The organism is Neorhizobium sp. P1_A6 (assembly GCF_056406795.1).
Genome location: NZ_JBFTZM010000002.1, coordinates 483,267 through 509,545 on the forward strand (window position 1 = coordinate 483,267; position 26,279 = coordinate 509,545).

26 protein-coding genes and 1 pseudogene are annotated in these 26,279 nt (G+C 61.0%); 14 read left to right on the plus strand and 13 right to left on the minus strand.

Annotated elements, in window-relative coordinates; genetic code table 11:
• The first annotated feature begins 9 nt into the window (after positions 1-9).
• The 7 genes from AC1D3C_RS06405 to AC1D3C_RS06435 all read left to right on the plus strand — a co-directional run bounded on the left by AC1D3C_RS06405 (position 10) and on the right by AC1D3C_RS06435 (position 5,661).
• Complete coding sequence (locus AC1D3C_RS06405) at positions 10-1,014, plus strand: ABC transporter ATP-binding protein (RefSeq protein ID WP_477482283.1); 1,005 nt, start codon at positions 10-12, stop codon at positions 1,012-1,014.
• Positions 1,007-1,981, plus strand: a complete 975-nt coding sequence (locus tag AC1D3C_RS06410) for an ABC transporter ATP-binding protein (protein ID WP_477482284.1) — start codon at positions 1,007-1,009, stop codon at positions 1,979-1,981. Before AC1D3C_RS06405 ends, AC1D3C_RS06410 begins: the two co-directional genes overlap by 8 nt.
• A gap of 10 nt (positions 1,982-1,991) precedes the next feature.
• Complete coding sequence (locus AC1D3C_RS06415; RefSeq protein WP_477482285.1) at positions 1,992-2,474, plus strand: GAF domain-containing protein; 483 nt, start codon at positions 1,992-1,994, stop codon at positions 2,472-2,474.
• A gap of 15 nt (positions 2,475-2,489) precedes the next feature.
• Positions 2,490-3,719, plus strand: a complete 1,230-nt coding sequence (locus tag AC1D3C_RS06420; RefSeq protein WP_477482286.1) for a metal-dependent hydrolase family protein — start codon at positions 2,490-2,492, stop codon at positions 3,717-3,719.
• Between the two features lie 4 nt (positions 3,720-3,723).
• Positions 3,724-4,911 (plus strand): hypothetical protein, encoded by a 1,188-nt coding sequence (locus AC1D3C_RS06425; protein WP_477482287.1) that lies wholly within the window; start codon positions 3,724-3,726, stop codon positions 4,909-4,911.
• A gap of 118 nt (positions 4,912-5,029) precedes the next feature.
• Positions 5,030-5,278: a type II toxin-antitoxin system VapB family antitoxin gene (locus AC1D3C_RS06430; protein ID WP_040124628.1), complete on the plus strand. Its 249-nt coding sequence runs from the start codon at positions 5,030-5,032 to the stop codon at positions 5,276-5,278.
• Positions 5,275-5,661, plus strand: coding sequence for a type II toxin-antitoxin system VapC family toxin (locus AC1D3C_RS06435; protein ID WP_477482288.1), 387 nt, complete (start codon positions 5,275-5,277; stop codon positions 5,659-5,661). Before AC1D3C_RS06430 ends, AC1D3C_RS06435 begins: the two co-directional genes overlap by 4 nt.
• Positions 5,662-5,786: 125 nt before the next feature.
• Here AC1D3C_RS06435 and AC1D3C_RS06440 read toward each other — a convergent pair whose 3' ends face one another.
• Both AC1D3C_RS06440 and AC1D3C_RS06445 read right to left on the minus strand, forming a co-directional pair.
• Positions 5,787-6,440 (minus strand): HAD hydrolase-like protein, encoded by a 654-nt coding sequence (locus tag AC1D3C_RS06440; RefSeq protein WP_477482289.1) that lies wholly within the window; start codon positions 6,438-6,440, stop codon positions 5,787-5,789.
• Between the two features lie 101 nt (positions 6,441-6,541).
• Positions 6,542-7,444, minus strand: coding sequence for a helix-turn-helix domain-containing protein (locus tag AC1D3C_RS06445; protein WP_247136665.1), 903 nt, complete (start codon positions 7,442-7,444; stop codon positions 6,542-6,544).
• Between the two features lie 120 nt (positions 7,445-7,564).
• On the opposite strand from AC1D3C_RS06445, the gene AC1D3C_RS06450 reads away from it, so the two are divergent.
• From AC1D3C_RS06450 to AC1D3C_RS06460, 3 genes are read left to right on the plus strand one after another with little or no spacing between them, the layout of a single operon-like run.
• Positions 7,565-8,590 (plus strand): ABC transporter substrate-binding protein, encoded by a 1,026-nt coding sequence (locus AC1D3C_RS06450; RefSeq protein ID WP_477482290.1) that lies wholly within the window; start codon positions 7,565-7,567, stop codon positions 8,588-8,590.
• 57 nt (positions 8,591-8,647) lie between these two features.
• Complete coding sequence (locus AC1D3C_RS06455; protein ID WP_477482291.1) at positions 8,648-9,463, plus strand: ABC transporter ATP-binding protein; 816 nt, start codon at positions 8,648-8,650, stop codon at positions 9,461-9,463.
• Positions 9,460-10,233 (plus strand): ABC transporter permease, encoded by a 774-nt coding sequence (locus AC1D3C_RS06460; RefSeq protein ID WP_040124622.1) that lies wholly within the window; start codon positions 9,460-9,462, stop codon positions 10,231-10,233. Before AC1D3C_RS06455 ends, AC1D3C_RS06460 begins: the two co-directional genes overlap by 4 nt.
• On the opposite strand, the gene AC1D3C_RS06465 is transcribed toward AC1D3C_RS06460, so the two are convergent.
• From AC1D3C_RS06465 to AC1D3C_RS06495, 7 genes are all read right to left on the minus strand, one after another.
• Entirely contained in the window at positions 10,230-11,420 is a 1,191-nt protein-coding gene (locus AC1D3C_RS06465) for a phosphopentomutase (RefSeq protein WP_477482292.1), read from the minus strand. The genes AC1D3C_RS06460 and AC1D3C_RS06465 overlap by 4 nt on opposite strands.
• Positions 11,421-11,431: 11 nt before the next feature.
• The gene (locus AC1D3C_RS06470; RefSeq protein ID WP_477482293.1) at positions 11,432-12,175 is read right to left on the minus strand and encodes an ABC transporter permease; all 744 of its coding nucleotides are present in this window, start codon (positions 12,173-12,175) and stop codon (positions 11,432-11,434) included.
• A 2-nt stretch (positions 12,176-12,177) separates the two neighbouring features.
• Positions 12,178-13,182, minus strand: a complete 1,005-nt coding sequence (locus AC1D3C_RS06475) for an ABC transporter substrate-binding protein (RefSeq protein WP_477482294.1) — start codon at positions 13,180-13,182, stop codon at positions 12,178-12,180.
• A 9-nt stretch (positions 13,183-13,191) separates the two neighbouring features.
• The gene (locus tag AC1D3C_RS06480) at positions 13,192-13,977 is read right to left on the minus strand and encodes a nucleoside phosphorylase (RefSeq protein ID WP_477482295.1); all 786 of its coding nucleotides are present in this window, start codon (positions 13,975-13,977) and stop codon (positions 13,192-13,194) included.
• A complete protein-coding gene (locus AC1D3C_RS06485) occupies positions 13,970-14,737 on the minus strand; it encodes an ABC transporter permease (protein WP_477482296.1) in 768 nt (255 codons plus the stop codon). Before AC1D3C_RS06485 ends, AC1D3C_RS06480 begins: the two co-directional genes overlap by 8 nt.
• On the minus strand, positions 14,737-15,510 hold the full coding sequence (locus AC1D3C_RS06490; RefSeq protein ID WP_477482297.1) for an ABC transporter ATP-binding protein: 774 nt from the start codon (positions 15,508-15,510) through the stop codon (positions 14,737-14,739). The genes AC1D3C_RS06485 and AC1D3C_RS06490 overlap by 1 nt, the downstream gene beginning before the upstream one ends.
• Positions 15,511-15,694: 184 nt before the next feature.
• The gene (locus AC1D3C_RS06495; protein ID WP_477482298.1) at positions 15,695-16,582 is read right to left on the minus strand and encodes a helix-turn-helix domain-containing protein; all 888 of its coding nucleotides are present in this window, start codon (positions 16,580-16,582) and stop codon (positions 15,695-15,697) included.
• Positions 16,583-16,929: 347 nt separating this feature from the next.
• On the opposite strand from AC1D3C_RS06495, the gene AC1D3C_RS06500 reads away from it, so the two are divergent.
• From AC1D3C_RS06500 to AC1D3C_RS06510, 3 genes are read left to right on the plus strand one after another with little or no spacing between them, the layout of a single operon-like run.
• A complete protein-coding gene (locus AC1D3C_RS06500) occupies positions 16,930-17,778 on the plus strand; it encodes a dihydroorotate dehydrogenase electron transfer subunit (RefSeq protein ID WP_477482299.1) in 849 nt (282 codons plus the stop codon).
• On the plus strand, positions 17,778-18,713 hold the full coding sequence (locus tag AC1D3C_RS06505) for a dihydroorotate dehydrogenase (RefSeq protein ID WP_477482300.1): 936 nt from the start codon (positions 17,778-17,780) through the stop codon (positions 18,711-18,713). Before AC1D3C_RS06500 ends, AC1D3C_RS06505 begins: the two co-directional genes overlap by 1 nt.
• The gene (locus AC1D3C_RS06510) at positions 18,713-20,380 is read left to right on the plus strand and encodes a hydantoinase/carbamoylase family amidase (protein WP_477482301.1); all 1,668 of its coding nucleotides are present in this window, start codon (positions 18,713-18,715) and stop codon (positions 20,378-20,380) included. The genes AC1D3C_RS06505 and AC1D3C_RS06510 overlap by 1 nt, the downstream gene beginning before the upstream one ends.
• 57 nt (positions 20,381-20,437) lie before the next feature.
• Here the strand turns inward: AC1D3C_RS06510 and AC1D3C_RS06515 are convergent.
• A pseudogene (locus tag AC1D3C_RS06515) lies at positions 20,438-21,375 on the minus strand (LysR family transcriptional regulator).
• 69 nt (positions 21,376-21,444) lie between these two features.
• Here AC1D3C_RS06515 and AC1D3C_RS06520 point away from each other — a divergent pair.
• Positions 21,445-22,803 (plus strand): MmgE/PrpD family protein, encoded by a 1,359-nt coding sequence (locus AC1D3C_RS06520; protein WP_477482302.1) that lies wholly within the window; start codon positions 21,445-21,447, stop codon positions 22,801-22,803.
• A 47-nt stretch (positions 22,804-22,850) separates the two neighbouring features.
• Here the strand turns inward: AC1D3C_RS06520 and AC1D3C_RS06525 are convergent, their stop codons facing one another.
• The 3 genes from AC1D3C_RS06525 to AC1D3C_RS06535 form a co-directional block, all read right to left on the minus strand.
• Positions 22,851-23,786: a LysR substrate-binding domain-containing protein gene (locus tag AC1D3C_RS06525; RefSeq protein ID WP_477482303.1), complete on the minus strand. Its 936-nt coding sequence runs from the start codon at positions 23,784-23,786 to the stop codon at positions 22,851-22,853.
• A 205-nt stretch (positions 23,787-23,991) separates the two neighbouring features.
• Positions 23,992-25,482 (minus strand): carboxylesterase/lipase family protein, encoded by a 1,491-nt coding sequence (locus AC1D3C_RS06530; RefSeq protein ID WP_477482304.1) that lies wholly within the window; start codon positions 25,480-25,482, stop codon positions 23,992-23,994.
• 1 nt (position 25,483) lies between these two features.
• Positions 25,484-26,278 (minus strand): ABC transporter permease, encoded by a 795-nt coding sequence (locus AC1D3C_RS06535; protein WP_477482305.1) that lies wholly within the window; start codon positions 26,276-26,278, stop codon positions 25,484-25,486.
• Position 26,279 lies beyond the last annotated feature (1 nt).

Below are 26,279 nucleotides of genomic sequence, written 5' to 3' on the forward strand. Positions count from 1 at the left end.
AATGAACGGATGCAAGATCGCGCAATGGAAAAGACGATGGAACCGGCGCTTGCCGTCAGCGACCTGAATGTCGAAATCCTCGGGGAGAACGGGGCCTTCCCCGTCGTCTCGGAGATGAGCCTTTCGGTGCGCCCCGGCGAGACGGTCTGCATCGTCGGCGAAAGCGGCTGCGGCAAATCGATGACCGCGCTGTCGCTGCTTCGCCTCCTGCCCGACAGCGCCCGTGTCGCCTCCGGCTCGATCAGGATCCATGGCGAGGATTTTCTCGGCATGGATCGGCGCCAGGTCGAGAACTTCCGCGGCGACAAGATCGCCATGATCTTCCAGGAGCCGCTGAGTGCGCTGAACCCGGTGCTGACGATCGGCGAACAGATCGCTGAATCCGTCCGCCAGCATCGAAGGCTTGGGCGGCGCGAGGCCTTTGCGCGCGCCGTCAAATGCCTGGAACTGGTCCAGATGCCGGACCCCGAACGCCGGGCCCGGCAATACCCGCATGAACTTTCAGGCGGCATGCGCCAGCGCGCGATGATTGCTTTGGCGCTTGCCTGCGAGCCGAAAATCATCATCGCCGACGAGCCGACGACGGCCCTCGATGTCACCGTGCAGGCGCAGATTCTCGGACTGATTTCCGACCTGCAGAAGCGGCTCGGCACGGCGCAAATCCTGATCACCCACGATCTCGGCGTGGTTGCCGAAATCGCCGACCGCGTCATCGTTATGTATGCCGGCCGGCGGGTTGAGGAATGCAGCGTCTACGAACTCTTCGACAACCCGATCCATCCCTATACGATCGGCCTGATGGGCGCCGTCCCTCATCGGGACAGAACGGAAGCCGCCCCGGAACGGCTGACGGATATCCCCGGTACCGTGCCGCCGCTCTGGGATCTGCCGAGGGGTTGCGCGTTTGCGCCACGTTGTCCCGGCGCGTCCGCTCGCTGCCTCGAAGAACGCCCGCCCCTCATCGAAAAGAAGCCTGGCCATTTTGCTGCCTGCTGGGAGCATGACAATGCCTGATGCCGAGGCCCCTCTCCTTTCGGTCGAAAACCTCAAGGTTCATTTTGCCATCCGCTCTGGCGTCTTCCAGCGGCAGGTCGGCGAGGTGAAGGCCGTCGACGGCGTTTCCTTCTCGATCGGTTCGGGCGAGACGCTCGGCCTTGTCGGCGAAAGCGGCTGCGGCAAGTCGACCACCGGGCTCGCCCTGATGGGCCTCGTGAAGGCCACTGAGGGACACATCGCCATGCAGGGAGCCGAGGACGTCACGCAGATGCGGAGCATCCCGCGATCCTACCGCCGCCGCATGCAGATCATCTTCCAGGACCCGTTCTCCTCGCTCAATCCTCGTCAGAAAGTGCGCGACATCATCCGCGCGCCGCTCGATATCCACGGCATCGGCACTGTGGGGGAACGAAGGACAGAAGTGGCGAAACTCATGTCGCTGGTGGGCCTCAGACCCGATCAGGCAGACAACTTCCCGCACCAGTTTTCCGGTGGCCAGCGCCAGAGGATCGGCATTGCGCGGGCACTGGCGCTGAGACCGAATATCATCGTTTGCGACGAACCCGTCTCGGCGCTCGACGTCTCGGTGCAGGCGCAGATCCTTAATCTGCTCGCCGATTTGCAGAAGGAACTCGGCCTCTCCTATCTGTTCATCTCGCACGACCTCGGCGTGGTCGAACACGTCTCGCACAGGGTCGCCGTGATGTATCTCGGCAAGATCGTCGAGACCGGGTCGAAAGAGGCGATCTTCACGAACCCCCTTCATCCCTATTCGGAACTGCTGTTGCGCTCGGCGCCGGCACATGATCCGCGCAAGCGTCACAAGTTCAGCGCCGTCAGCGACGACATTCCGAGCGCCACGCGAAAACCCTTGGGCTGCGCTTTCCACACCCGTTGCCCCCTCGCGACCGATATCTGCCGGCAAGCCGAACCGCAGCTCGAGCTGAAGGCCGATGGCCAGTCCGTCGCCTGCCATCACCGATAAGGAGTTTAGGATGACCGAAGACCTGATCGAGCTTCTCGCAGAACCGGGCCAGCCGAACTTTTTCTTCGACGCATTGGATACCGCACTCGCCACCCGGGTCGGGCACCGGCTGCTGACGCTGCTCTATAAGGACGGCGACGAGGTGGCGCGCGTCTATTCCAACATGCCGGACGTCTATCCCGTCTTCGGCCGCAAACCGATGGGCATGACGCCCTGGGGCGACCTGGTGCTGCGCCGACAGCAACCATTCCTCGGACGCGACCGGGAGGCGGTCAGGTGGGCTTTCTTCGATCACGAGCTGATCGCGAGCCTCGGCCTCAATTCGGCGATCAATATTCCGGTCGTCTACAACGGCGAGACGATCGGCACGATCAACCTGCTGCACGAGGAATTCTTCTACGAGGAAAAGCATGTGCAGCTCGCCAGACAATTCGCGCCGCTGCTGATCCCCGCCTTTCTCGAAGCCCGCCGCGCTGGCACTTCAAAAGCCTGAACAGGATAAAATCCCGTGACCACCATTCTTTTTGAAAACGCCCGTATCGTCGATGGAACGAGCCCCGAGCCGAGCGAGCCGATGTCGGTTCTCGTTGAGGGCGATATGGTTCGTGAGGTCTCGCCCTCCATCAACAGTGCCAGCGCGCAGCGGATCAACCTTGCCGGCAAGGTGCTGATGCCGGGCCTGATCGACGCCCATGTGCATGTCATCGCCGGCATGGCGAACCTCGGCCAGAACGCAAAACTTCCCGATCCGATCGTCACCGTGCGCGCCTTCAGGATCATGGGCGAGATGCTGATGCGCGGCTTCACCACGGTCCGTGATTTGGGCGGCGCGACCTCCGGCCTGCTGGCCGCCACGCAGGAAGCGCCCTGGCCGACACCGCGGCTCAATATCTGCGGCAAGGCGCTGTCGCAATCCGGCGGCCATACCGATTATCGTGGCCCCTATGACGACACGCCGACGCCGAAGACCGGCCATACGCTCGGCAATCTCGGGCGCATCTGCGACGGGGTGCCGGAAGTCCGCAAGGCCGCCCGCGAAGAATTGAAATCCGGTGCACATTTCATCAAGGTCATGGCAAATGGCGGCATCGCCTCGCCGACCGACCCAATCCATTTTCTCGGCTTTTCGCGGGAAGAGCTGATCGCCTCCGTCGAAGAGGCCGAAAACGCCGGCACCTATGTCGCGGCGCATCTCTATACGGACAAGGCTATCCGCCGGGCGATCGAATGCGGCATTCATTCGCTGGAACACTGCAACCTGATCACATCCGAAACCGCGAAATTCGCTGTCGAAAACGACTGCATCTCGGTGCCGACGCTCGTCACCTACGAAAAGCTCGGCGTCGAGGGCCTGGCGCTCGGCTTGCCGCCCGCCTCCGTCGCCAAGGTGGATTCGGTACGGCTCGCCGGCATGGAATCGCTGACGATCATGCGCGAGGCCGGGCTGCCAATGGCCTATGGCACCGACCTTCTGGGCGAAATGCACCGGCACCAGTCCGAGGAATTCGTGATCCGCTCCCGCGTCCTTCCCGCCCACGAGGTGATCGCCTCGGCAACCCACGTCGCGGCGAAGCTGCTCCGGATGGAGGGCAAGATCGGCTGTATCGCCCCCGGCGCCTTCGCCGACCTGATCGTGATCGACGGCAATCCGCTCGACGACATGTCGTTGCTCACCGACCAAGGCGCCCATATGCCAATCATCATTCGCGGCGGTCATTTCGTAAAGAGCCGGAGATAAGTGGATGAAGCTGGGAGGAGAATTGGCGGCGATAACGGCGGGTCTTGACCTGCTCTATCGCAGCCGCAATCGCAATGCCGGCATTCTGGACGCCGAAGGGCTCATACCCGTCGCCGTCGCCGAGATATCGCCGCTGCGATTTGACAGCTACGACGAAGCGGAAGCTGCGCTCCTGTCCTTTCGTGATCGTCTCGGGCAAGCCGAAACCGCGCTGCGCGGGGATTGGCTCGACGAGATGTCCGACTCGCTGCTCGCCCTGATTGCCACTTTCCGGGGCGATTCCATCAGTTTTGGTGAGAGGCTGGAGCGGCAGATCCGTGTCGGCGCCCGCGATATACCCGAAGAGATAATCACGGGATATCACAGAGGAATTCGTGAGGTGTTGGATGAACTCGGCTTCCGCGGCGGCAGCCTTTTTGAGGATTTTGCGCGCTGGGAGCAGCACGCCCGGATACCATCGGACAAGGTGCTCGACGTGCTTGCGGATTTTCAGCGTCAGGCACGAACGCGCTGCGGCATACTGGCAACCGCGTTAAGGGCCGATTGGGTGAATGACGAATGGATCAAACCTATCGCCCAGCGGGACGTGCCTTACTCGGCCTATTGCGATTTCCCCGGCAGACGACTGCTGCTCAATGTCGACTTTCCTTACACTGCTTTTGGACTTAAGCACCTGGCAGTACATGAGGCTTTTCCGGGCCATCTCGTTCACCTGAAACTGCGCGAGAGGCGCGTGGCGGAAGGCCTGATGCCGCTTGATGCCGCTCAGGTGGTCACGAGTTCGGCAAGTTCGGCGATTTTCGAAGGCATCGCCGACAATGGCATGCAATTTCTCGATTGGATCGAAACGCCGGAGGATCATCTCGGCCACCTTCTGCAGCGCCTTCGTTCCGCGCTCAGGTGTCGCGCCGCCTGGCAACTGCTTGGCGAGGGGCAATCCTTTGATGAAGTCGTGCCGAGTATCGCTGCTGCTTCCCTACAATCTCCTGACGTTACCCGATCCCGCCTCGCCTTCCTTCGTCATGATCTGCGCGCTCCTTTTGTCTACGCATATTGGTGCGGAGAGATGGCGGTTCACTCGGTCTGGTCCCAGATACGTGTTGAAGAAGAAGGTGAATTTTGGAACTATCTCTATAACAACATGCACACGCCGAATACGTTGGCGAAACATTGGCTTAGTCGCGGTTCTTGAACGGATCCGAACACAAAACCCTTGCGTTATCGACGCAATCTTGCCTACTTGAATGCGACAAGATTTTTATGTAGAAATCTAGAAATAACGCTATTTTTCTATACGGGAGCTATCCCACATGAGCCTTAGCATCAAGGATCCGGAAGCCCATCGCCTGGCACAGGCGATCTCTCACGCCACGGGAGAAAGCATGACCCGTGTCGTCACCGAGGCGTTGCGTGAGCGTTTTGCCAAGATCGAACGCCGAAAAGGCCGGGCCAGCGTCGAGGAGCTTCTCGCGATCGCCGATCGCGCTGCGGCGAACGTCAAACGCCCCTATGTCGATCATGCCGATTTCCTTTATGACGAGAACGGCCTGCCAAAATGATCGTCGACACTTCGGCGCTGGTCGCAATTCTTTATCGTGAGCCCGAGGCGGCAAGGTTTGTTAAGGCCATTCATGACGTCGAGCTCACGCGGATCAGCGTAGCGAATTACGTGGAGTTGTCGATGGTGGTGGAAGGCCAGCTCGGCCCTGATGGTATGCGCCAGGCCGAGGCTTTCCTTCGGCGCGCCGGCATCATCGTCGAGCCTGTCACTCTTGATCACGGCGAACTGGCCCGACAGGCTTTTCTAGATTTCGGTAAAGGCCGTCACAAGGCCGGTCTCAACTTCGGCGACTGCTTTGCTTATGCTCTAGCGAAAGCGACTGGCGAACCGCTGCTGTTCAAGGGTAACGACTTCTCTCAAACCGATGTCCAGGCGGCGTAACCACGGTCGACGATGTAATGCCGACCGGATCCGCTCAAGCCATCATGCTGCCCGATAACGAGCCCGTTGCCCTGCCGGCGCATCGGCAAAATCTGACCCGTCGCCTTGGATGATGGACATCAGGGTCACCATCGAAGACTGCCAAGCAATTCGGCAGGCGTCCCGATCAAGCGGTCCGCCCCGGCGATCTCCAGTTCCTCGCGGCTGCCATATCCCCAGAGGACGCCAATCGCCCGCATGCGATTGGCATGAGCGCCAGCGACGTCGAATTTGCGATCGCCGACCATGATGCACTGATCCGCGGTCAGACCGTTCTCCGCCAGAATGTGGGAGATCAATTCCGGCTTGTGGTCGATATCCTGGCCGGGCACCGAACCGTAGATGCCGTCGAAAAGCGGAGCCAGATTTTTGTTCTCAAGAATCCTGCGAGCAAACACCGCCCGTTTCGACGTTGCCAGATATAAGCTCACACCCGTTTCCCGCATCGCAAAAAGAGCGTCTGCAATTCCGTCGTAGAGCTCGCTGAGCAGCAGGCCCCGCGTCCCATAGTCTTCACGATATGCCTCGACCGCTTCCGACACGCGACAGTCGCCGAATGGCTGGAGAAGATAGCGCATGACGTCTTCGATCGGCGGGCCGATGATCGAGGCGATATCCATTGCCGGATCTGTCGTATGGCCGAGAGCCCGCAAGGCCGCGCGGCAGCTGGACAGGATGCCCGGCTCTGAGTCGATCAAGGTTCCATCGAGGTCGAGAAGAATGGCTGAAGGCGAAGACATAAGGAAACTCACTTTCCGATCATATAAAGGCTCAATAACTGATGTATGGATGGCAACCATTGCATCCGGTTCTGCGAACTGGATCGGTCCTGTGCAACATTTTAATGTCGCGTTTCAGCCATCATGCTGGTGATGAGATCGATCGCATCCTCGCCCTTCAGGGCGCTTTCCCACATCCTGCGGGCAATTTCCTCATGCAGTTTCACGCCTTCGAGCGATGCGGTGATGATCCCGACCCCGACCCTGACGTTTGGCTGTTCTCCAAGGCGAAACGGACTGATCGCGAGAACAGAGCGCCCCGCCTGCCTAAAGATCTGAAAATTCGTCGCCGGAACAAGGCCGGGCACAACCGCTATCTGAACGCCGATCGACGGCTTTTTGACGAGCTCGACAATGTGTTTGACCTCGGACCTGGCCATGGACTGTCGATTTCGCCGGTCCGAAGCTGAGAGATCATCGCGCCCAATCAGCCCATTCGACAGAAACCGCCGTAGCTCGGAGGCTGCTATCAGGTTGACCAGGAGCGGGCGGCGGCGTTGATAGGCTTCCTTACGCTCCCGGAGGACCAACAGAAGCCTGTCGATGGCCGTCGCGGTCTCGTCGTCCTTGGATCTCAGGTCATCCATCGCAAGCGCGAGCATCTCGTCATATGCGGGTGAGGTCAGGAGATACGAAAGAGGACCGAAGAAGCCGATGATCTGCTCGCTCTCGGCCTCAATCTGACGCATTCGCTCGAAGAAACCCAAGGCGGTATCCACATATTCGATACCTACCCCCAGGAGATTGGGCAGAGAGACGTCCAGCACACGGCTGATGCGAACGAGGGTTTCAATCTTGAGGATCTCTCCTTTTTCCGCCCGGTAAAGCGCGGCACGGGAAACGCCGAGCTTCTCGGCAAGCGTTTCAGGAGACAGGCCGTGCCCCAGGCGATACGCATTCAGCCGCTGGCCGATATCCTTCAGTATGCCGGCCTCCTCCGCCGGCATCGTTCGCCTTTCCGACATCAGCAATTCTCCTCATTGAGAACGAGGGATACTTCATTTTATATGCCTTGTCTAAATATTATGGACATCGTCTAAATTTTGAGATAGCCCGTTTACAACATCAAAAAAGGGGACGTGATAATGATGAAAGCAATTGCAGCAATCCTGCTTGCCGCAGGGACACTGGTCAGCTCCGCCGTTTCCGGTATCGCGCAGAACCTGACGCCGGTGAAGTTCTCGCTGGATTGGACCCTGCAGGGGAACCATGCCATCTGGGGTCTTGCCCTTAAAAACAAAGATTTCGCGACCAATGGGCTGAACGTCACCATGGACCGGGGCTATGGCTCGGGCGATACCATCGTTAAAGTCGCAGCGGGCGCCTACGACATCGGGTTCACCGACATCAATTCGCTCATCAAGTTCAATGCCGAAAATCCCGATCGGTATCTGATTGCGTTCTATCAGGTGTTCGACAGGACCCCCAACTCGATCATTGCTTTGGCCAAAAGCGGCATCAAGTCGCCGGCAGACCTTGCCGGCAAGAAGATCGGCGCTCCGGAAGCCGATTCAAGCCGCCTGATGTTCAGCGCGTTTGCCCAGGCAAACAAGATTGACCCCGCCTCGATCAACTGGGTCACCATCGCGCCGAACCTACGCGAGACGATGCTGGTGCAGGGCCAGGTGGATGCGATCTCCGGCTTCTCCTCGACGTCTGTCTTCAACCTCATTTCGGCTGGCGTACCGGAAAAAGACATCACCGTGCTCGGTTATGCCGACAATGGGCTCGACCTTTATGGCAGCGCGCTGGTTGCAACCCCGAACTATATTGCCAAGCACCCGGACGTCATCAAGGGCTTCGTCAAGGCCTCGATCGCCGGCACCATCGCTCTCCTGAAAAACCCGGAGGCCGGCATGCAGGCGATGAAGGAAATCGAACCGCTCTATGACGTCAAACTCGAGGCGGCACGCCTGAAATTCCTGTTGGACAAGGGTGTTCTGAAATCCCCTTCGTTCGAAACGAATGGTCTCGGTTACGTAGATCCTGCCCGCATGGCGCTGACGATCAAGACGAACAGCGACGCCTACAAGATCGCGGCACCCGCTGCCGATAAGGTCTACACGACCGAATACCTCCCGCCGTCAGCTGAACGGATGCCGCCGAAGTAAGCAATTCCCAGCAAGCATCTCATAAATCGTTCCGAAACGACATTTCTGGCGGCCCGGATGAAGAACCTCGTCGAATTGATTGACGTCAGCCTTTCCTACGGCAAGACGCCGGCCGTATCAGGCCTCAATATGAAGGTCGAAGAAGGGTCCTTCGCGGCGGTGGTCGGACCGTCCGGCTGCGGGAAATCTTCGCTGATGAAATTGGTGACGGGCTTGATGCCCGCCACCACCGGCGCCGTTGTGGTCGATCAGCACGAAATCTCAGGCCCGGTCAGCATCGTCGGCATGGCGTTTCAGAATCCCAATCTTTTGCCCTGGCGGACGACGTTGGAAAACGTCCTGCTCCCTCTCGAAGTCGTTCGTCCCGAGCGCCATCAGTTCCGTGCGAAAAAACAGGAGTTTGTCGATCGGGCCATGGATCTTCTGCGGATCGTGGGACTGGAGAGTTTCGCAAGTCATTATCCGTGGCAGCTTTCCGGCGGCATGCAGCAACGCGTGTCTCTCTGCCGGTCGTTGATCCACCAGCCGCGGCTGCTGATGCTCGACGAGCCCTTCGGTGCACTCGATGCATTCACGCGCGAGGAATTGTGGGATGTGCTGCAGGCGATCTGGCTGGAACGGCGTTTCACCGCCATTCTGGTGACCCATGATCTCAGAGAGGCGCTTTATCTGGCAGACAGCGTTCATGTGATGTCCAACAGGCCGGGCCGGGTTGTTCGGACGGTCGATACGTCGGCGTTCAGCCGGCCGAGAGGCGAGCAGACCTTCCTGGATCCCGCGTTCAACGCAAACGTCATGGACCTGCGCTCGGATATCCGCTCGCAAAGAGTGCCGATTGAAATCGCACCCGCAAAACCAGCAGGAAAGGCATGATGAGCATGTTGGAACGTGTCGGTCCCGTGGCTTTGCCGGTTATTCTGCTTGTCCTGTGGGAGCTCGCCTGCAAAGCTTTTGATATCCCGCCTTTCGTCCTGCCATCACCGACGATGATCGCGGCGGCCCTTTACGAGAACGCCTATATCATCTGGTTTCATTCGAGCCAGACGCTGCTGACGACGGTCATCGGCTTCGCCGTCGCGGTGGGATTCGGCGCGGTTCTCGGTGTGCTGGTGGGATCGTCCAGGCTCGCCTATACGAGCCTTTACCCGCTGCTCGTCGGCTTCAACTCGGTGCCGAAGGTGGCAATCGTACCCATCCTTGTCGTATGGTTCGGCATAGGCACCATACCCGCCGTGATCACCGCGTTCATGCTGAGCTTCTTCCCGATTGCGGTAAACGTCGCGACAGGTCTCGCGACAATCGAGACCGACCTGCGTGACGTCTTGCGCTCGCTGGGCGCAAGTCAACTCGATATCGTCCGCAAGGTCGGCATTCCACGTTCCATGCCTTACCTGTTCGCGTCGCTGAAGATCTCGATCACGCTTGCATTTGTCGGATCCGTCATCTCGGAAACGCTTGCTTCCAACCGGGGTATCGGAACGCTGATGACCCAGGCGTCCGCCAATTTCCGGATCCCGCTTGTGTTTGCAGGCCTTGTCGTCATCGCGCTCATGGGCGTCCTCATGTATATGATCTTCGCCTTCATAGAACGCCGCATGACCGGCTGGGCGACGCGGGGAGCCACCTTCGGCATCGGCGGCTAGTCAACCCCTTTGGGCAGTGCTAGATGCGCCGCGATCATCTCCGCCACATGGTCAAACCCGCAGATACCCAACTCCGCGGGTTTTATGCCCGGCCCGGTCGCCAGCACCGGCACCCGCTCGCGGGTGTGATCGGTGCCCGCCCAGGTCGGGTCGTTGCCGTGGTCTGCGGTGATAATCAGCAGATCATTGCTGCGCAGGCGCCGTGTGAGTTCCGGCAGGCGAGCGTCGAAGGTTTCGAGCGCACGGGCATAGCCCGAGACGTCGCGGCGATGGCCCCAGAGACTGTCGAACTCGATGAAATTGGCAAAGACCAGATCGCCCGGCTCGGCACGGCAGCACCAGCCAAGCACATGGTCGAAGAGCGCCATGTCGTCGCTGCCCTTGGAGACGTCGGTAATGCTCTTGTAGGCAAAGATGTCGCCGATCTTGCCGACCGCATGGACCGCACCGCCTGCGGCAACAACCCGGTCGCAGATCGTGCCGTCCGGAGGGGCGATGGCGAAGTCCCTGCGGTTTGCGGTGCGGACAAAGGCACCCGGCGCCTCGCCGACGAAGGGTCTGGCAATGATCCTGCCGACATTCAGCGGATGAAAGATTTCGGCGGCGATGCGGCAAAGGTCGAGCAGACGCTCAAGACCGAAATGGGCCTCATGGACAGCGATCTGCACGACGCTGTCGGCGGAGGTGTAGACAATCGGCTTGCCGGTTGCGATGTGCTCGGTACCGAAGTGGTCGAGCACTTCGGTGCCCGAGGCATGGCAGTTCGCAAGCGTTCCGAAAATGCCGGAGCGTGCTTCGAGTTCGGCCATCAGATCATCTGGAAATGCCGGTATCGTGCGCGGAAAATAATGCCAGTCACGGATGACCGGCAGGCCGGCGAGTTCCCAATGGCCGCTCTGGGTATCCTTGCCGGCAGAGATTTCCTCCGCCGCACCCCAACGACCGATCGGTGCAGCGCCGAGACCGGGAGCCGTCCTGCCCGATGCGAGCCGAATTGCGGCACCCAATCCCAATGCGTCGAGGTTCGGAACTCTCAGCGGTCCGCTGCGCCCCTCTTCCGCATGCCCAGCGGCACAGGCCTCGGCAATATGAAGCAAGGTATTCGAGCCTTCATCCCCATAACGGGCCGCATCCGGCGCGCCGCCGCAGCCGACGGAATCGAGGACACAGAGGAAAACGCGCGCCATGACCTAACCCGTCAGCTCAGTTGAAACCGGCCGAGCGAACGGCGGCGGATCAGTTCGATAACCTCGTAGAAGGCCCAGCCGATCAGCGACAGCAGGAGCACCATGCCGATGACGACGGCAGTATCGCTGTTTTCCTGGCCGGAGGACAGCAGATAGCCGATGCCCTCATTGGCGCCCATCAATTCGCCGATGACGGCGGCGGTCATCGCGAGCGTCGTTGCAACCGCCATGCCGGCAAGCACCGCCGGCAGCGCCGACGGCAGCTCGATATGCCAGAAGCTCTGCCAGGGGCTGAGCTTCAGTACGGCGGCGAGATCGCGAAAACTGCCTTCCCCGTAACGCAGACCGGTCACCATGCCGGACATGACGGGGAAAAAGGTGACGATCGCGATCAGTACGATCTTGGGCGTTGGCCCGATTCCCAGCCACAACAGCAGCAGGGGCGCGATCGCGATCTTCGGTGCTGTCTGTAGCAGCAGGATGAGCGGCGTGGCAAAGCGTTCGACCCGGGGAAGCCGCGCGAAGACGACTCCGGCAAGAATGCCGACCGCCGTCCCGATCACGAAACCTGCGACAATCTCCGTGAGCGTAACGCCGATATGCCGGAAAAGCTTGGCGTTTTCGAACAGGAAGAGCAGACGGGCGAACACCTCAAGCGGTCCCGGCAGAAGAAATGCCGGAACCCTGAAGATGACGACGATCGCCGTCCACAGGACGAGGGTTGCGATCAAACCCGCTATGCCACGCAGAATCATGTTTACTTACCGATCGTCGACGGATCGACGACGAAGTCGGCCGCCTTGGGGGCGCTGTCGATGACCTTGTACTGCGCCAGGATATCGGCGTTTTTCTGCCAGGCGGCCAGATCGGCGGCACCCAGGCCCTTCTGCTTGGTCAGCGCGCTCTGCCAGACGGACGGCACGAAGGTCTGTTCGAAGGCGGTCGTCAGAATGGCCTTCTGGTCTTTCGGCCAGGTCGGCGTGTATTTGGCAAGCGAGATGTCGAGCGCGTCACCGATATGACCATCGATGACCCATTCATAGGACTGGGTCACGGCGGTCGTGAAGCGCTTCACCAGATCCGGATTTGCCGAAAGCTTCTTCGAGCTGGTGACAACGACGTTGCCGAAGGACGGCAGGAAATCGTTCGACAGGATCATCGTGACCTTGGTGCCGTCGGCTTCGAGATTGTACTTGCGAAGCTCGGAGAAGACGATCGCATCGACCTGGCCGGCCTGAAGCGACTGCACGATGGCGCCGGTCGCGACAACTTCGACGCTGACATCGTCGAGGCTGAGGCCGGCCTGCTTGAGGCCGACCTGGAGCTGAAGATAGTTGGGGCTGGCAAGGCTGGTAACGGCGATCTTCTTGCCCTTCAGGTCCTTGTAGGTCTTGATGCCACTGGATTCCTTGGCCAGAAGCGCGCCGATGCCGCGCTGATAGGTCGTGTGGACCACCTTGACCGGCAGGCCGTTGGCGGCAGCCGCGACCACCGCATCACCGTTCGGGAAACCGAAATCGACATTGCCGGCGGCGATGTTCGTCAGGATGTCGGCGGCAGCAGCATAGATGAATTCGACCTCGATGCCGTTCTTCTCGAAAATGCCCTTGTCGACGCCGGCATAAAGCGGCGAGTAGAAAGGGGCGGCTGCGCCATCGATCTGCAGCACGACCTTGTCGGCCGCTGCAGCAATCGACGCGAAGAAGGGCGAGGTAAGAAGAGCGAGCAGGCTTGCCGCGGTCGTCACGCGAAACTGGATCATGGTTGGCTCCTAAGTTCCCATTTTTGTGGAGGAAAATGCCCTTCCCGCAATGCGCAGAAGGTTTCGCTGGGTCGCCTCATAGTCGTCGAGCCAATCATCGGTGGCGCGATTTCCGTGGACACCAAGTAGGCAGCCGGTTTCGAGGCCGATCGCCCCGCCGACCGTCAGCGTGATCTCGCTCTCCATCTCGACGCCGACGGCGCCTTGAGCCTGGAAGCGGTCGATGAAATTGGCGGAGATATCGGCGCCATCGTCGAGCGGACGATAACGGCGGTCCTGGCCGAGATAGTAGCTGTCGGTCGAAGCGACCATGCCCGGCCGGCAGGTCAGTCCTAACTCGGCCGCGGCGGCGACGAGGCCTTGGGTTATCTGCGGTGAAGCCTTTGCTTCGCCTCCGGCTGCCCGATATGTCATGGCAGTGCCGGTATCGCCGATCGCCCTGTCGACCGCGATGAAGGAGCCGACGGTGTATTCCGCGACGAGCGCTGACATGCCACCGATCCGGATGACACGCCTGGCGCCAAGCATGGCGAGTTCCACAAGGGCGATTTCGGTCGAAGGGCCACCGATGCCTGTCGAACAGATGGTCAGCCGCCGTCCTTCATAACTGCCGGTGATGACGGCGAATTCGCGCTTGCGGCCGAAGTCCTGCACATCTTCCAGCATGTCGGCGAGCAGCGCCACGCGATCCGGATCACCAGGCGTCAGCACGTTTTCGGCAATGTCGCCGGGACCGCAAGGTAGATGCGGCGGGCGGCCGTTCTTCCAGGGAAAGGCGGCGCTGGTCCTAGCCATTCTTCGCACCCTTCCAGGAGAGAAGCCGGCGTTCGAGAATGGTCAGCGCGACATGCAGGACCAGGCCGAGTGCAACGGTCATCAGGACGGCTGCGAACAGAAGCGGCGTCTTGTAAGTGGCCGATGCGAAGGTCATCAGGTAACCGAGCCCGACCTTTCCGGACATCCATTCCGCCAGAACCGCACCGACCAGCGCCTGCACCGCGCCGATCTTCAGACCGACGAAGACCTCCGGCATTGCCGCCGGCAGTTCGATCTGGCGAAAGCGCTGGACGGCGCTGAGACCGAGCAGCTTCGAAAGATCCTTCATCTTCGGATCGAGCGTGCGGAAGCCGGCGACCGCACCGACGAAGACGGGAAAGAAGACCAGCGAAAAGATCAGGATGATCTTGGAGAGCACGCCGAAGCCGAACCAGACGACGAAGAGCGGCGCAAGCGCGATCTTCGGCGCCGTCTGCAGGATCACCAGCGGCCCGTCGAGCCAGACAGCGAGCCTCGGAAAGCGGGTCATGACATAGGCGATCGCAATGCCGGCAATGCAGCCGAGGATCAGGCCAAGGACGATGTTCTGCAGCGTGAAGCCGAGATGCCGCCAGAGGTCGCCATTGAGCCCAATGGTAACCAGCGCGTTCCAGGTGCGCAGCGGCGACGGCAGGAGAAAGGTCGGCAGGCCCATCGGCCCCGTGGCAAACCACCAGACAAACAGGAGCACGGCAAGCGCCAGCGTGTAGTCGACCGCCGCGGAAAAGCGCCTGTTCATCAATGCCCCTCTCCAGCCGGCGTCCGCAGATCGCGGCGCAGCTGGGCGACCAGCGCATGATAGGCCGGATCCAGCTTGGTCTGTTCACCACGAGGACGAGCAAGCTCGACAGTGTGGACGCATTTCAGCTTGCCCGGACGGGCCGTCATGACCATCACCCGATCGGCCAGATAGGCGGCTTCGTCGACGCTGTGGGTGACCAGCAGGATCGTCTTGCCGGTCGACTGCCAGATGCGCAGCAGTTCGTCATTGAGATTGTCGCGGGTCATCAGATCGACGGCAGAAAAGGGCTCGTCCATCAGCAGGATCGGCGGATCGTCGGAAAGCGCGCGGGCGATCGCCGCGCGCTGGCGCATGCCGCCGGACAGCTGGCGCGGCAACGCCTTTTCGAAACCGGCGAGCCCCACCATCTTGATCAGGTCGAGGGCGGTCTTGTCGCCCTGAGCCCTGGCAACGCCGGCTGTATCGAGCGGGAAACGGACGTTGTCGACAATGGTCTTCCACGGCAGCAGCACGGGCTCCTGGAAGACAAACCCCACGGGGCGCTTGCGGCCGGAGACATCGAGCGTGATCGAACCGCCGGTCGCCTGGTCGAGGCCGGAAATCAGCCGCAGCAGCGTGGACTTGCCGCAGCCGGACGGCCCGACGATCGAGATGAACTCGCCTTCCCTGATGGCGATGCTGACAGGCTCCAGCGCCGTCACCGTCCCATGGTCAGCCACGAATGTCTTGTGAACACCCGCGATATCGATCATCCGCTCCGATTGCGCCACCCAAAAACTCCCTGCCTTGCTGGGGAAACAATTGATCCGCGAGGAGATAGATCCCCTTGGACCGCCCGCCTGCCCCGGAAAGACGTCAAGCTTTCACAAAACTTTCAGGCGTGCAACAAAAATCTCAAAGATGAGATTTGTATCAAAATTGCGTCCGCAATTGTGTTTCGCGTCCTGATAGAACTCAGGCGGCAGCCTGTCTCTTGAGGACGGTTTTCTCGATGAAATCGGCGGCCTGATCGCCTTTGAGGCTACGCCGCCAGAGCTGGTCGGTAATGCCACCATAGAGCTGAACCGCCTCCGCGGCCGCAGTAATGGTGGCGACGCCAACGCGGATATTGGCGAACGAACCAAGCCGGAAGGGGCTGACCGCCACCTGTGCCCTGTCGGCCCGCTTGAAGATCTGGAAGCTTGCGCCCGGCATGGAATCGATCACGACGCCGATCTGAACGCCGATCGGCTGCTCCCGCAGCATATGCACGATATGCTCGATTTCGGCGCGGGCGGCGGCCTGCCGTTCCGACAGCCTGACACCCGGATGATCATGGGCGCCGACGAACCCGACACGACCGAACTCCTCCAGTTCAGCGGCAGAAACCAAGCTGACAATGCTCGGGCTGCGCCTGCGAAACGTCTCCTTGCGAGCTTTCAGGATGTCCATCAAAGGTCCGATTTCCCGGATCGCCGTCTTCCGGTCACTGACGTCCTGAGGAATGCTTTCATCGAGTACCGTCGGCAGCAGCTCGTCATAGCGGTCGGTCGTCAGTAGATACGAAATCGGCCCGAACATTACGGTGATCTGGTCCACATCCTCTTCAAGCTGACGCATCCGCTCGAAAAAACTGACAGCAGAAGCAATATACTCGACGCCGACGCCGAGCAGGGTCGGCAGCGAGACGCCAAGCAGGTCGGCGATCTTGCCAAGCGTGTCGACCTTCGGCGGCTTGCCGGACTCGTAGCGATAGATCGCAGCCCGTGAAACGCCGGCCTTGGCGGCGAGCTCCTCCGGGGTAAACCCCGCCCCCATCCGGAACGCGCGAAGGCGACGACCGACATCCTCTGTGGAACTCACGAAGTCCAAGGCGATTCCTCCCGTCATCCTGTTGCCAAACCTTCGACTCCTTAAACAAAAACTGGAATAATCGCAATGTAGTTAATCTTCACGCGATAATTCTCATTTTTGAGAATCGTCTTGACAGCTTTCGCATTTCCACAATAGGCTCTGTTTTTGGACCCCGAACGCAGGGAGCACCCTATGACGTCCGACCACCACCTTCTCCGACGCTGATCTAAAGCGAACGACCCCGTGCGACGGTCAGGGCAATGTGCTGAAGCCCGACGACGCCTCCCACCGACATTCCGATCCGATCGGCGGTCCATCCGCCGAGGGCATTATTTTTCTTGATTCCGGACACCGCCATGCCAGCAAGCCTTTGCGTCGTCTCCGATTCCGCTCCCACCGCCGCTCCCGTGCGTCACTCCGTCAATGAGGTAGACTGCCGGGTCAAAGCGCATGAATGGGTAAACGGCCAATATCGCCTTCTTACGCTTTCCGCGCCGTGTTCAGTGCTGGATTGCCAGCCGGGGCAGTTCTTTCATCTGCTCTGCCCGCAGACGGATCGGTTTCATCCTTATCTGCGCCGGCCGATGAGCATCTATTCCTGCAATCGCGAAAAGGGCGAGCTTACGTTCCTCTACAAGGTCGCAGGCGAAGGCACCGGCGCTCTGGCCGGCCTCGAAACCGGCGATGTCCTGAACATCGTCGGTCCGCTCGGCCAAGGGTTCGAGATCCGCCCAGAATGGCGCCGCCCGCTGCTCATCGCCCGTGGCGTCGGGCTTGCGACGCTCGCCCCGCTGGCGCAGGAATGTGCTCGCCTCAGACTGCCGCTGACGGCGATCTGCAGCGCCCGCGCGCCCGATCTGCTGATGTCGACCGACCTCTTCCGCTCCTTCGGCGCGGAGGTCATCACCGTGACGGATACTGAAGGCAATTCGGATACCGAAAGCCTGACGCCCCTGATCGAGGGCCTGATCCGCAGCCGCGGTATTGACGCTTTCTTCACCTGCGGCTCGGCGCGGCTGATGCGCATGCTGCAGGAGATCGGCGCCCGCCACGGCATCGGTGGACAAGTGGCGCTCGAACAGCACATGGCCTGCGGCATCGGCATGTGCCAGGCCTGCGTGCGACCATTTCGGCGCGAGGACGGCGCGGTGAATCTCCGGGTTTGCCGCGAGGGACCGGTCTTCGATCTTCAGGAGGTGCTGTAATGGCCGACCTCACCACCCGGATCGGCGCGCTCGTGCTCAAGAACCCGATCATGCCGGCCTCCGGCACCTTCTCCGAGGAACTGGCCGAAGTCTTCGATCTCGATTGCCTGGGGGCACATGTGACGAAGACCATTACCCAAGGCAAGCGCGCCGGCAATCCGGTGCCGCGGGTCTGCGAGGTGAACGGCGCCATGCTGAATTCGATCGGCATCCCCAGCAAGGGCGCGGAATGGTTTCTGCAGAACACCGTGCCGTTTTATGCTGACTACGATGCGCCGTTGGTGATCAGCATATCCGCCAATTCCGCCGACGAATTCGCGCGTTTCGCCGAAGAGGTCAGCGTGCCGGGCGTTGCGGCGATCGAAGTCAACATTTCCTGCCCTAACGTCGAGGATCACGGCAAAGCCTTCGCAATGCGGCCGGGCCCGACCGGCGACGTGATCCGCAAGATGCGCTCCGCTACCGACCTTCCCCTCTGGGCAAAACTTTCGCCCAATACCGGCGAGGTGGTGGAAGTCGCGCAGGCGGCCGAGGCGGCCGGCGCCGACGCACTCGTCACCGCCAACACGATGCTTGCCATGGCGATCGACAGCGCCACCGGCCGCGTGCGCCTCGGCAATGTCATGGGCGGACTTTCCGGTCCGGCTCTGAAGCCCATTACGTTGCGCATGACCTATCAATGTGCCCGGGCAGTTTCCATCCCGGTCATCGGCTGCGGCGGCATCTCGACGGTGGACGACGTGCTGGAATACCTGATCGCCGGCGCCCGCGCGGTACAGGTGGGCACCGCCACGTTCATCAGTCCCACGACCATGCCCCGCCTCATCGGCGAACTCGAACAGGAACTTGAAGAACGCGGCCTCACCTCCGTCGACGCCCTGATCGGTTCGGTCGACACCGCCGACGAAGCCATTACCCTTGCGGAGTATGCGTGATGAATGCCGCCGTTCTCGAAAGACCCACATGCTTTGACTTCGCCGGTACCGCCGCCCGGCTGTTTGCCGAGATCGCCAAGCGTACAGCAGATGTCGAGGGCGTGAGCCGTCCGGCCTTTTCCAAAGTTGAGACGGAAACGCAGGATTTCCTGGTCGACTTCGCCCATTCGGAAGGGCTCGTGACGGAATGGGATGCCGGTCGCAACCTCGTCTTCTCGCTGCCCCAACATGCAGGGGCCGAGCACTATGTCCTCGTCGGCTCGCATGTCGACAGCGTCCCCAGCGGCGGCAATTTCGACGGGCTTGCCGGCGTGCTGGCCGGGCTGCTTTGTCTCGTCCGGGCAAAGCGCGAAGGCGGCCGTTTCCCCGAACCGGTAAAGGTCATCGCCATGCGCGGCGAGGAGAGCGCCTGGTTCGGCCCATGTTACATCGGCTCGAAGGCGCTGCTCGGCGTGCTCTCGCAGGATGAACTTTCCGCTCGCCACAAAAGCGACGGCCGCACACTCGATGAACACATGGAAGCGGTCGGCATCGACATGGCGCCGATCCGGGCCGGCAAGCCCCTCCTGGATCGCTCGGCGGTCAAGGCTTATGTCGAGGTGCATATCGAACAGGGGCCTGTCCTTATCGAGCGCAATGTGCCGGCGGCGGTCGTTTCCGGCATTCGCGGTAATTTCCGCTTCAAGAAAATCTCCTGTTTCGGCGAAGCCGGCCATTCCGGCGCGGTTCCCCTTGCCTATCGGCACGACCCGGTGCTCGCAATGGCGGAGTTCCTGAACGTGCTTGACGCCGCCTGGCATGATTTCGTCGCCAAGGGCCGCGACCTCGTCGTTACCAGCGGCATGGTCTCAACCGATCAGCAGAAGCATGCCCTCTCCCGCATTCCCGACAGCGTCGAGTTCAGCCTCGACGTTCGCAGCCAGGACCGCGATATGCTGGAGGCAATGCACGCACTCGTCCTCCAGCACGTGACGCGTATCGAGAACGAACGCGCCGTCCGCTTCGATCTCGGCCAGGCGCTGTGGACCAGTCCGGCCCTCAGCAGCCAACCGCTGATCGCCCGACTGACCGAGGCGGCGCAAGCCCTCGGCGTGCAGCCGACGTTGATCCCGTCCGGCGGTGGGCATGACGCCGCGGTCTTTTCCGCGGCCGGCATTCCGTCGGGCATGATCTTCATCCGCAACCGCAACGGATCGCACAATCCGCAGGAGGCGATGGAGATCGGCGATTTCGAAATCGCCACAGCCATCCTCTATGAGTTCCTCGGCAATCCCCACGAAACGTCAGTCGGCGGCCAACCAGCGAAGGAAACTGCTCCCATGTTCTCCAACATCACAGACATCATCCGCCAGAAGGGCAATGCGGTGCGCGCCTATCGCGCCGCGGCGGTGGCCGCCGGGCAAGCCGCCATCGACGATCCGGATCGCGTGGTCGGCTATTTCATGCTCGGTCTCGCGGCGCAGGAAGTCGCCGAAACATATTATGCCGAACCGGTCGAGGCCGCTGTTTTCGACCAGGAACTGTCGAGGTTTGATGGATATGCCAACACGCTCGATGCTGCATTCGCAAACCCAGATGCCGGGATTCGGCTTGATGCCCTATCGAGGGTAGCCCGCAGCCTGGCAATTGATCGCCAGCGGTCGACAATTCGCGCTGCCAGCTTGTAGTGCAGCGACGATTTTGGTTGCGTAAGTGTTGGCCGCCCCCTGGGGAAGACATTTCGCTCACGACCAGCCGGCAATGCTCTGCAGGAACAGACTGGCCGCCCGTGACAGCGGATGTTTTTCGCCGCTGAGCAGGCAGTATGTGACCGGCAGCTCCGGTTCAAGCACGACGAAGCGCAAGGGCAGCGCCGCGTATTCGCGGGCGATCAGCTCGCTGACCAGCGCGATGCCAAGACCCTCGGCGGCCAGTGCGCAGGCGCTTGCGACGGAATGCGCCTCCAGCAACGGCCGCTGTCGCAAGCCGTGCTGATAGAACAGCGCCTCAAGCTGATGGCGGACGGGCCGTTCACGATTGAGGACGATGAGATCGTGGCCCTTCAGCTCGGCGATCGTCAGCGACGACCGCTCGGCGAGCAGATGATCGCGATGCAGTACGCAGACGATCCGCGACGGCAGCAGCTTTTCCTGCCGCAGTCCGGGAGTTGCCAGCGGCAGACGTGCGAAACCGATATCGGCTTCGCCATCGGCAACCATGCGTTCGAGCGCCAGATAATTGCCGGAGGCCAGTTCCACGCGCATCGGGCCGTTGGCGGCAAGAAAATCTCGGATCATCTTAGGTATCCGGTTCGACGACAGACTGGCCGGAAAAGCAAGTCTCAGCAGCATGTCGCGGGAGCGCCCGTTTTCCAATTCGATGGCCGCCGTCTTAAGCACACGCAGGCGGTCGGCGATGGCGCGGATTTCCGGTCCGAGCTGCAGGCCTTCGCGCGTCGGCGCCAGACGGTTCTTGTCACGCTCGAACAGGCGAACGCCGAGATAATCCTCCAGCTGCTGCAGGAGCCGGCTGGCATTCGATTGCGAAATGCCGAGCTCCAATGCGGCGGCAACCGTCGAGCCGGTGGCGGCGATCGCGTCATAGGCCTCGATATGCTTGAGGCTGATCCCCGCCTTCACCATGGAGAACCCCTTCCTTCGATAGACTTATTCGAAAACCGCATAAGATTGCGGCCTTCAACGAAGTCGAACACTTTCGCCCGTGTACCAAGCGCAGCGAAAGACATTCGTCAATGACCACGATCCTCCTCGATATCGCCCGGCAGCTTTCAGCGCGGACGGAGTTTTCATCTCTTGCCATGGAGCGCGCCCGCGACGCGGTTATCGACACGCTCGGATGCATGATCGCGGGCAGCAAGGATCCAAGCGTAGCGGCGGTTACCGCCGCATTCGGCAATGAGATATCCGGCAGCGGTTCCGGATGGCTTGTCACAGGCGGATACGCATCGCCCTCGGTGGCGGCACTTGTGAACGGCACGGCGGCCCATGCCCTCGATTTCGATGATAATTTTCATCCCGCCCGGGCTCATGCGTCCGCAGTTCTGGTGCCGGCCCAGCTCGCCACCCTACGTCCGCAGCGCCCGATCAGCGGCAAGCAGTTTCTGGAAGCCTATCTCACTGGGCTCGAGGCCCAGGCGGCGGTCGGTTTTGGGGTCAACCCCTCCCATTACAACAGAGGCTGGCATGGTACTTCCACGGTCGGCGCGATCGGAACGGCCGCCGGCGTCGCGCGCCTGCTTGGCGCCAACATCGAGGAGACGGCCCAGGCCATGAGCCTGGCCACCTCGATGGCATCCGGTCCCAAAGGCCAGTTCGGCACCCTCGCCAAACCGCTGCATGCCGGAATTGCAGCGCGCAATGCAGTCGAAGCCGCCTTGCTGGCTATGTCAGGCAGCGGCGGCCGGCTCGACATCCTCGAGCGACCGCAGGGTTTTTTGGATCTTTTTGGCGGCGGCGAAGCCCGAGGTTGGGCGGACTGGCGGCTGAATGAAGCCCATGTCATTGAAACCCGCGGTCTTGTCACCAAGCGCCATCCCTGCTGCGCCTCGACGCATCGGGCAATCGACGCGCTTTTCGACCTGAAACAGGAACATCGGCTGAGCACTGGCGATATCGATCGTATCGACGTCAAAGTCGGGATTTCAGCCGCCCGCAATCTTGCTTATCCGCGGCCGGAGAACGAGATGCAGGCCCGCTTCTCGATGCCGTATTGCCTTGCAAAGGCGATGCTGCAGGACACGCTCAGCCTGTCGGACTTCGCGCCCGCCGCCCTTCGACAGACAGACGTCCTTGCGCTGATGCCGCGGATCGAGATGCATTCCTACACCTCAAGCGAGGAGTACGGTCATGATCGTCTTCCGCATGTGCTGACTGTGACACTGCGGGACGGTACGGGCCTGTCCAGCCAACGGCTTCATGCCAAGGGATCGATCGAGGCCCCCCTCGATGCCGGCCAGCGACGAAATAAATTCTTCGACTGCGTTCATTGGGGCTCCGGACAGGCGAACGATGATCTCTATGACAATCTCCTGGATCTCTCTCAGTCGACCTCGGCATCAAATCTCCTGAACTTGTTTGCGGCATCGTCTTGAACGACGCATTCTGAAGGCGAAGCTTCAGCACCAAATCGGGGTCGGCTTTAAACGGGTGGTATTCCTTTGAGCCTGCGAAAATGCGGCACGTCCATTGCCCGGCGCTCGATCGAGGAGATCAGCCGCTCAACAGTCGCAGGCAGCGGTACGCCGGTTGCCGTGATGACGCCCCAGTAGAACGGAATGTGGAAGGCGAGCGGCAGGATGACGACATCCTTGACCGGAAGACCCGTGAGGGTAACGGATTCGACGATTGCCACGCCAAGTCCCGATCGAGCCAGCGCGAGCGAGACATAAGTCGCATTGCTGTCGATAATTCCACCCGTTTCAATCGACTGCTCCGCAAGCGCCTTGTCGATCCTCATCCTCAGCCGATAGGGGTTGGCGGAAGCGATCAGCCGGCGGCCCTTCAGGTTTTCCGCGGAAAGCAGATCGAGACCGGCCAGGGGATCGTTTGCGGCGACCACCGCGACACAGGGCACCTCGCCCACCCAATGCACATCCACCCCCGGATTATCCAGCGGAAGGCTTGCGATGCCGATATCAGCGGTTCGCGCCACGACCGCCTGCACGACATTTTCGGCCGACGTGCTTCGAAGGTGGACATGATCCGGAAACTGATCCGCGGGTAAGTCACTAAGGGCGAGCGGCACAATGCTCGCGGCGATGGCCGGGATCGACGCCACCTCGATAGGCGTCGCCCGCGCCGTCGCGATCGAGCGGGCACGTTCGCTGATCGTGCGCAATCCGCTCAAGAACAGCTCCGCTTGAGCGAAGAAGGCCACGCCATGCTCCGTCGGCGCTATCCGCGGACCGTTGCGATGCAGGATCGGAAATCCGAGTTCCTGCTCCAGATCCTGTATAAGCCGGGTAATCACCGGCTGCGACTTGCCCAGCGCCTTGGCAGCTCCGGTCATGCTGCCGATCGAGATCACGGCAACGAACGCCTCGAGCTGTTTCGTATCCAGATAGTCAGGGGGCATCCAAAATCCTGAATTCGCCAAGACCGCAGAGCGCAGCAATTGTTGCAAGCCGGCTGGATGTCTTTTTAGACCGGCTCGGATTGCCCGATAGTACCCATAGGTTAATTTGCTCAGCGGAAGCTAGAGGTGGATTGGACAAGATCAGCAATCTCCATCATCAAAATGAAAGTCCATAAAGGGGCAGGCTCGTCCCAGGGAAACCTGGTCAGGAGGGCGGCCTTTCCCAAAGCGCCGTTCTGCTGTCGAAGGGATCGATCGGGAGGCGGAATACGCCCTTCTCCATGTGCAGGACCTGTGGCTTGGCGCCGGAATAACGCGGCCACCTGCCTGCAGGTGTCTCAGGCGCCGCGTCGCGAATGAACGAAACCCAGACGTCGTGAACCGCTGTCGCGAAGGTCCTATCGCTGACGGATTGGCGGGCCGGCAGATGGCTGACGTCCATTCCCTGGCGATACCAGACCTCGCCGACCTCCGCACCGTGTGGCGCGCCAAGCTCGTCCGGCTCGATGGGACCATAAAGATATTTATAGACCGGCTGACGCGCCGCATGGAGGCGCGCGAACCGGGTGGCAGGGTTCTGGAATACCAGGTCACCGCCGATGGCCCTCCAGATGCCGCGTGCCGTATGCTGCGGAAGAGCTTCACGATATCGCCGGACGATCTCGATACCGGTCAGCCCAAAAGGCAGCACGCGCTGATGCAGCAGCCGGGCTGCGAGTTCGAAATCCATTTCCGGCTGCGCTGTCGCGTGCGTGACGTATTCGCCCGTCGTACAGCCGATCATCATCGGGACGCCGGCCGTCTTTCCGCGCGCGGCTGCGTCTTCCGGATGGTCGGGAAGCGAGACCCCATCGACAACCGGAACGAAAGGCACGCCCAGCATCGAGGCCGAGCCGTCCCGCTCGAAATCATGCTTTTCGTAGGACTGATTGCAGAGGTCGCGCTGGGCAATGAGCAGTCTCTCGAAGGGCACGGCTGCGAGTTCCGCTTCGGTCGCGTTTAGATAGTCCAGCATGCGCCTGTTGAGCTTCTGGGCATCGTCTATCGTCGAGACGCCGGTGCTTGCGCCGCTCTGCAACATTGCCTTGCAAAACAGCCCGTCGGCAGCCGGCATCGCCATGACAGCCGCGATCGAAAAGCCCCCCGCCGAACGACCCGCAAACGTGACCTGCTTCGGATCCCCTCCGAAGGCGGAGATGTTGTCGCGGACCCATTCCAGTGCCGCGATCTGATCCAGAAGCCCGCGATTGTCCGGCGAGCCGTCGTTCAGATGCAGAAAGCCGAGCGCCCCAAGCCGATAGTTGGCGGTCACCTCGACAAGGCCGCTGGCGGCGAATGCGCCACTTTGCAGCACTGCCTCATTGGCCGAACCGACCGCGTAACCGCCTCCGTGAATCCACACCAGCACCGGTGCCGATCCGGTGACGGACGGCGTGCGGATGTTGACCGTCAGGAAGTCGGTGCCGAATTCGAGCGTCGATGCAGCTGCCTTTCCCACGGGACCATAGGTCGGGATCTGCGGGCACACCTCGCTGAGCGCTTTGGCGGACCGGATCCCGGACCAGGGTGAAACCGGCTGCGGCGCGGCGAACCGCCGTTCGGGTGTGATCGGCGCCGCGTAGGGAATCCCGAGAAAGACGGCGTAGCCGTTCTCGTTAAAACCCTCGATGGTGCCGGCAGTTGTCTCAACGAGCATGTCAGAGCGCCTTGCGCAGGCCAATCAGCTTTTCGACTACCATCACGACCCCGACCGAGATCAGGATCAGGACGACGGAGAGGGCGGCGATCTGCGGATCGGTGGAATATTCGAGATAATGGTAGATTTCCGTCGGCAGCGTCGAAGCCTTGACCGACACGATGAAGAGCGAGATCGTCGCTTCGTCGAAGGAGATGAGGAAGGCAATCACGCCGCCCGCAATAAGGCCGGGCCGCACCAGCGGCAGGGTTATGCGCCAGAACACCATGCGCGGCGATGCACCATGGACGAGCGCCGCTTCCTCGATGCGGGTATCTACGGCCATCAGGCTCATGGTGATCGTTCTGACGGTGTAGGGGATCGTGATGCCGAGATGGGCCAGCACGATGCCCGGATAGCTATCCAGCAGGCCGAGCGGCGCGATCACCAGCATGATGCCGACCGCAAGAACGATATGCGGCACGAGAAATGGTGCGAGGATGAGGAAGTTCATCGCCGCCTTGCCACGGAAGTGGTGCCGCACCAGCGACAAGGACAGCAGCATTCCGGCAGAAACCGCGACCAAACCGACAATCGCGCCGATGATGAGGCTGCGCCAGAAGGCCGAGATGAACTTGACGTTCTGGAAAACTTTCACATACGAGCCGAAGGAGAAGCTCTCCGGCGGGAAGGCCAGATACTGGCGTGTATCGAAGGAGATGATGAAGACAACGATGATCGGCGCCAGCAGGAACAGGTAAAGCAGCGCGATCAGCGTATTCCAGGCGAGCCGGCCGAGGAGTGGATTGCTCTGCATG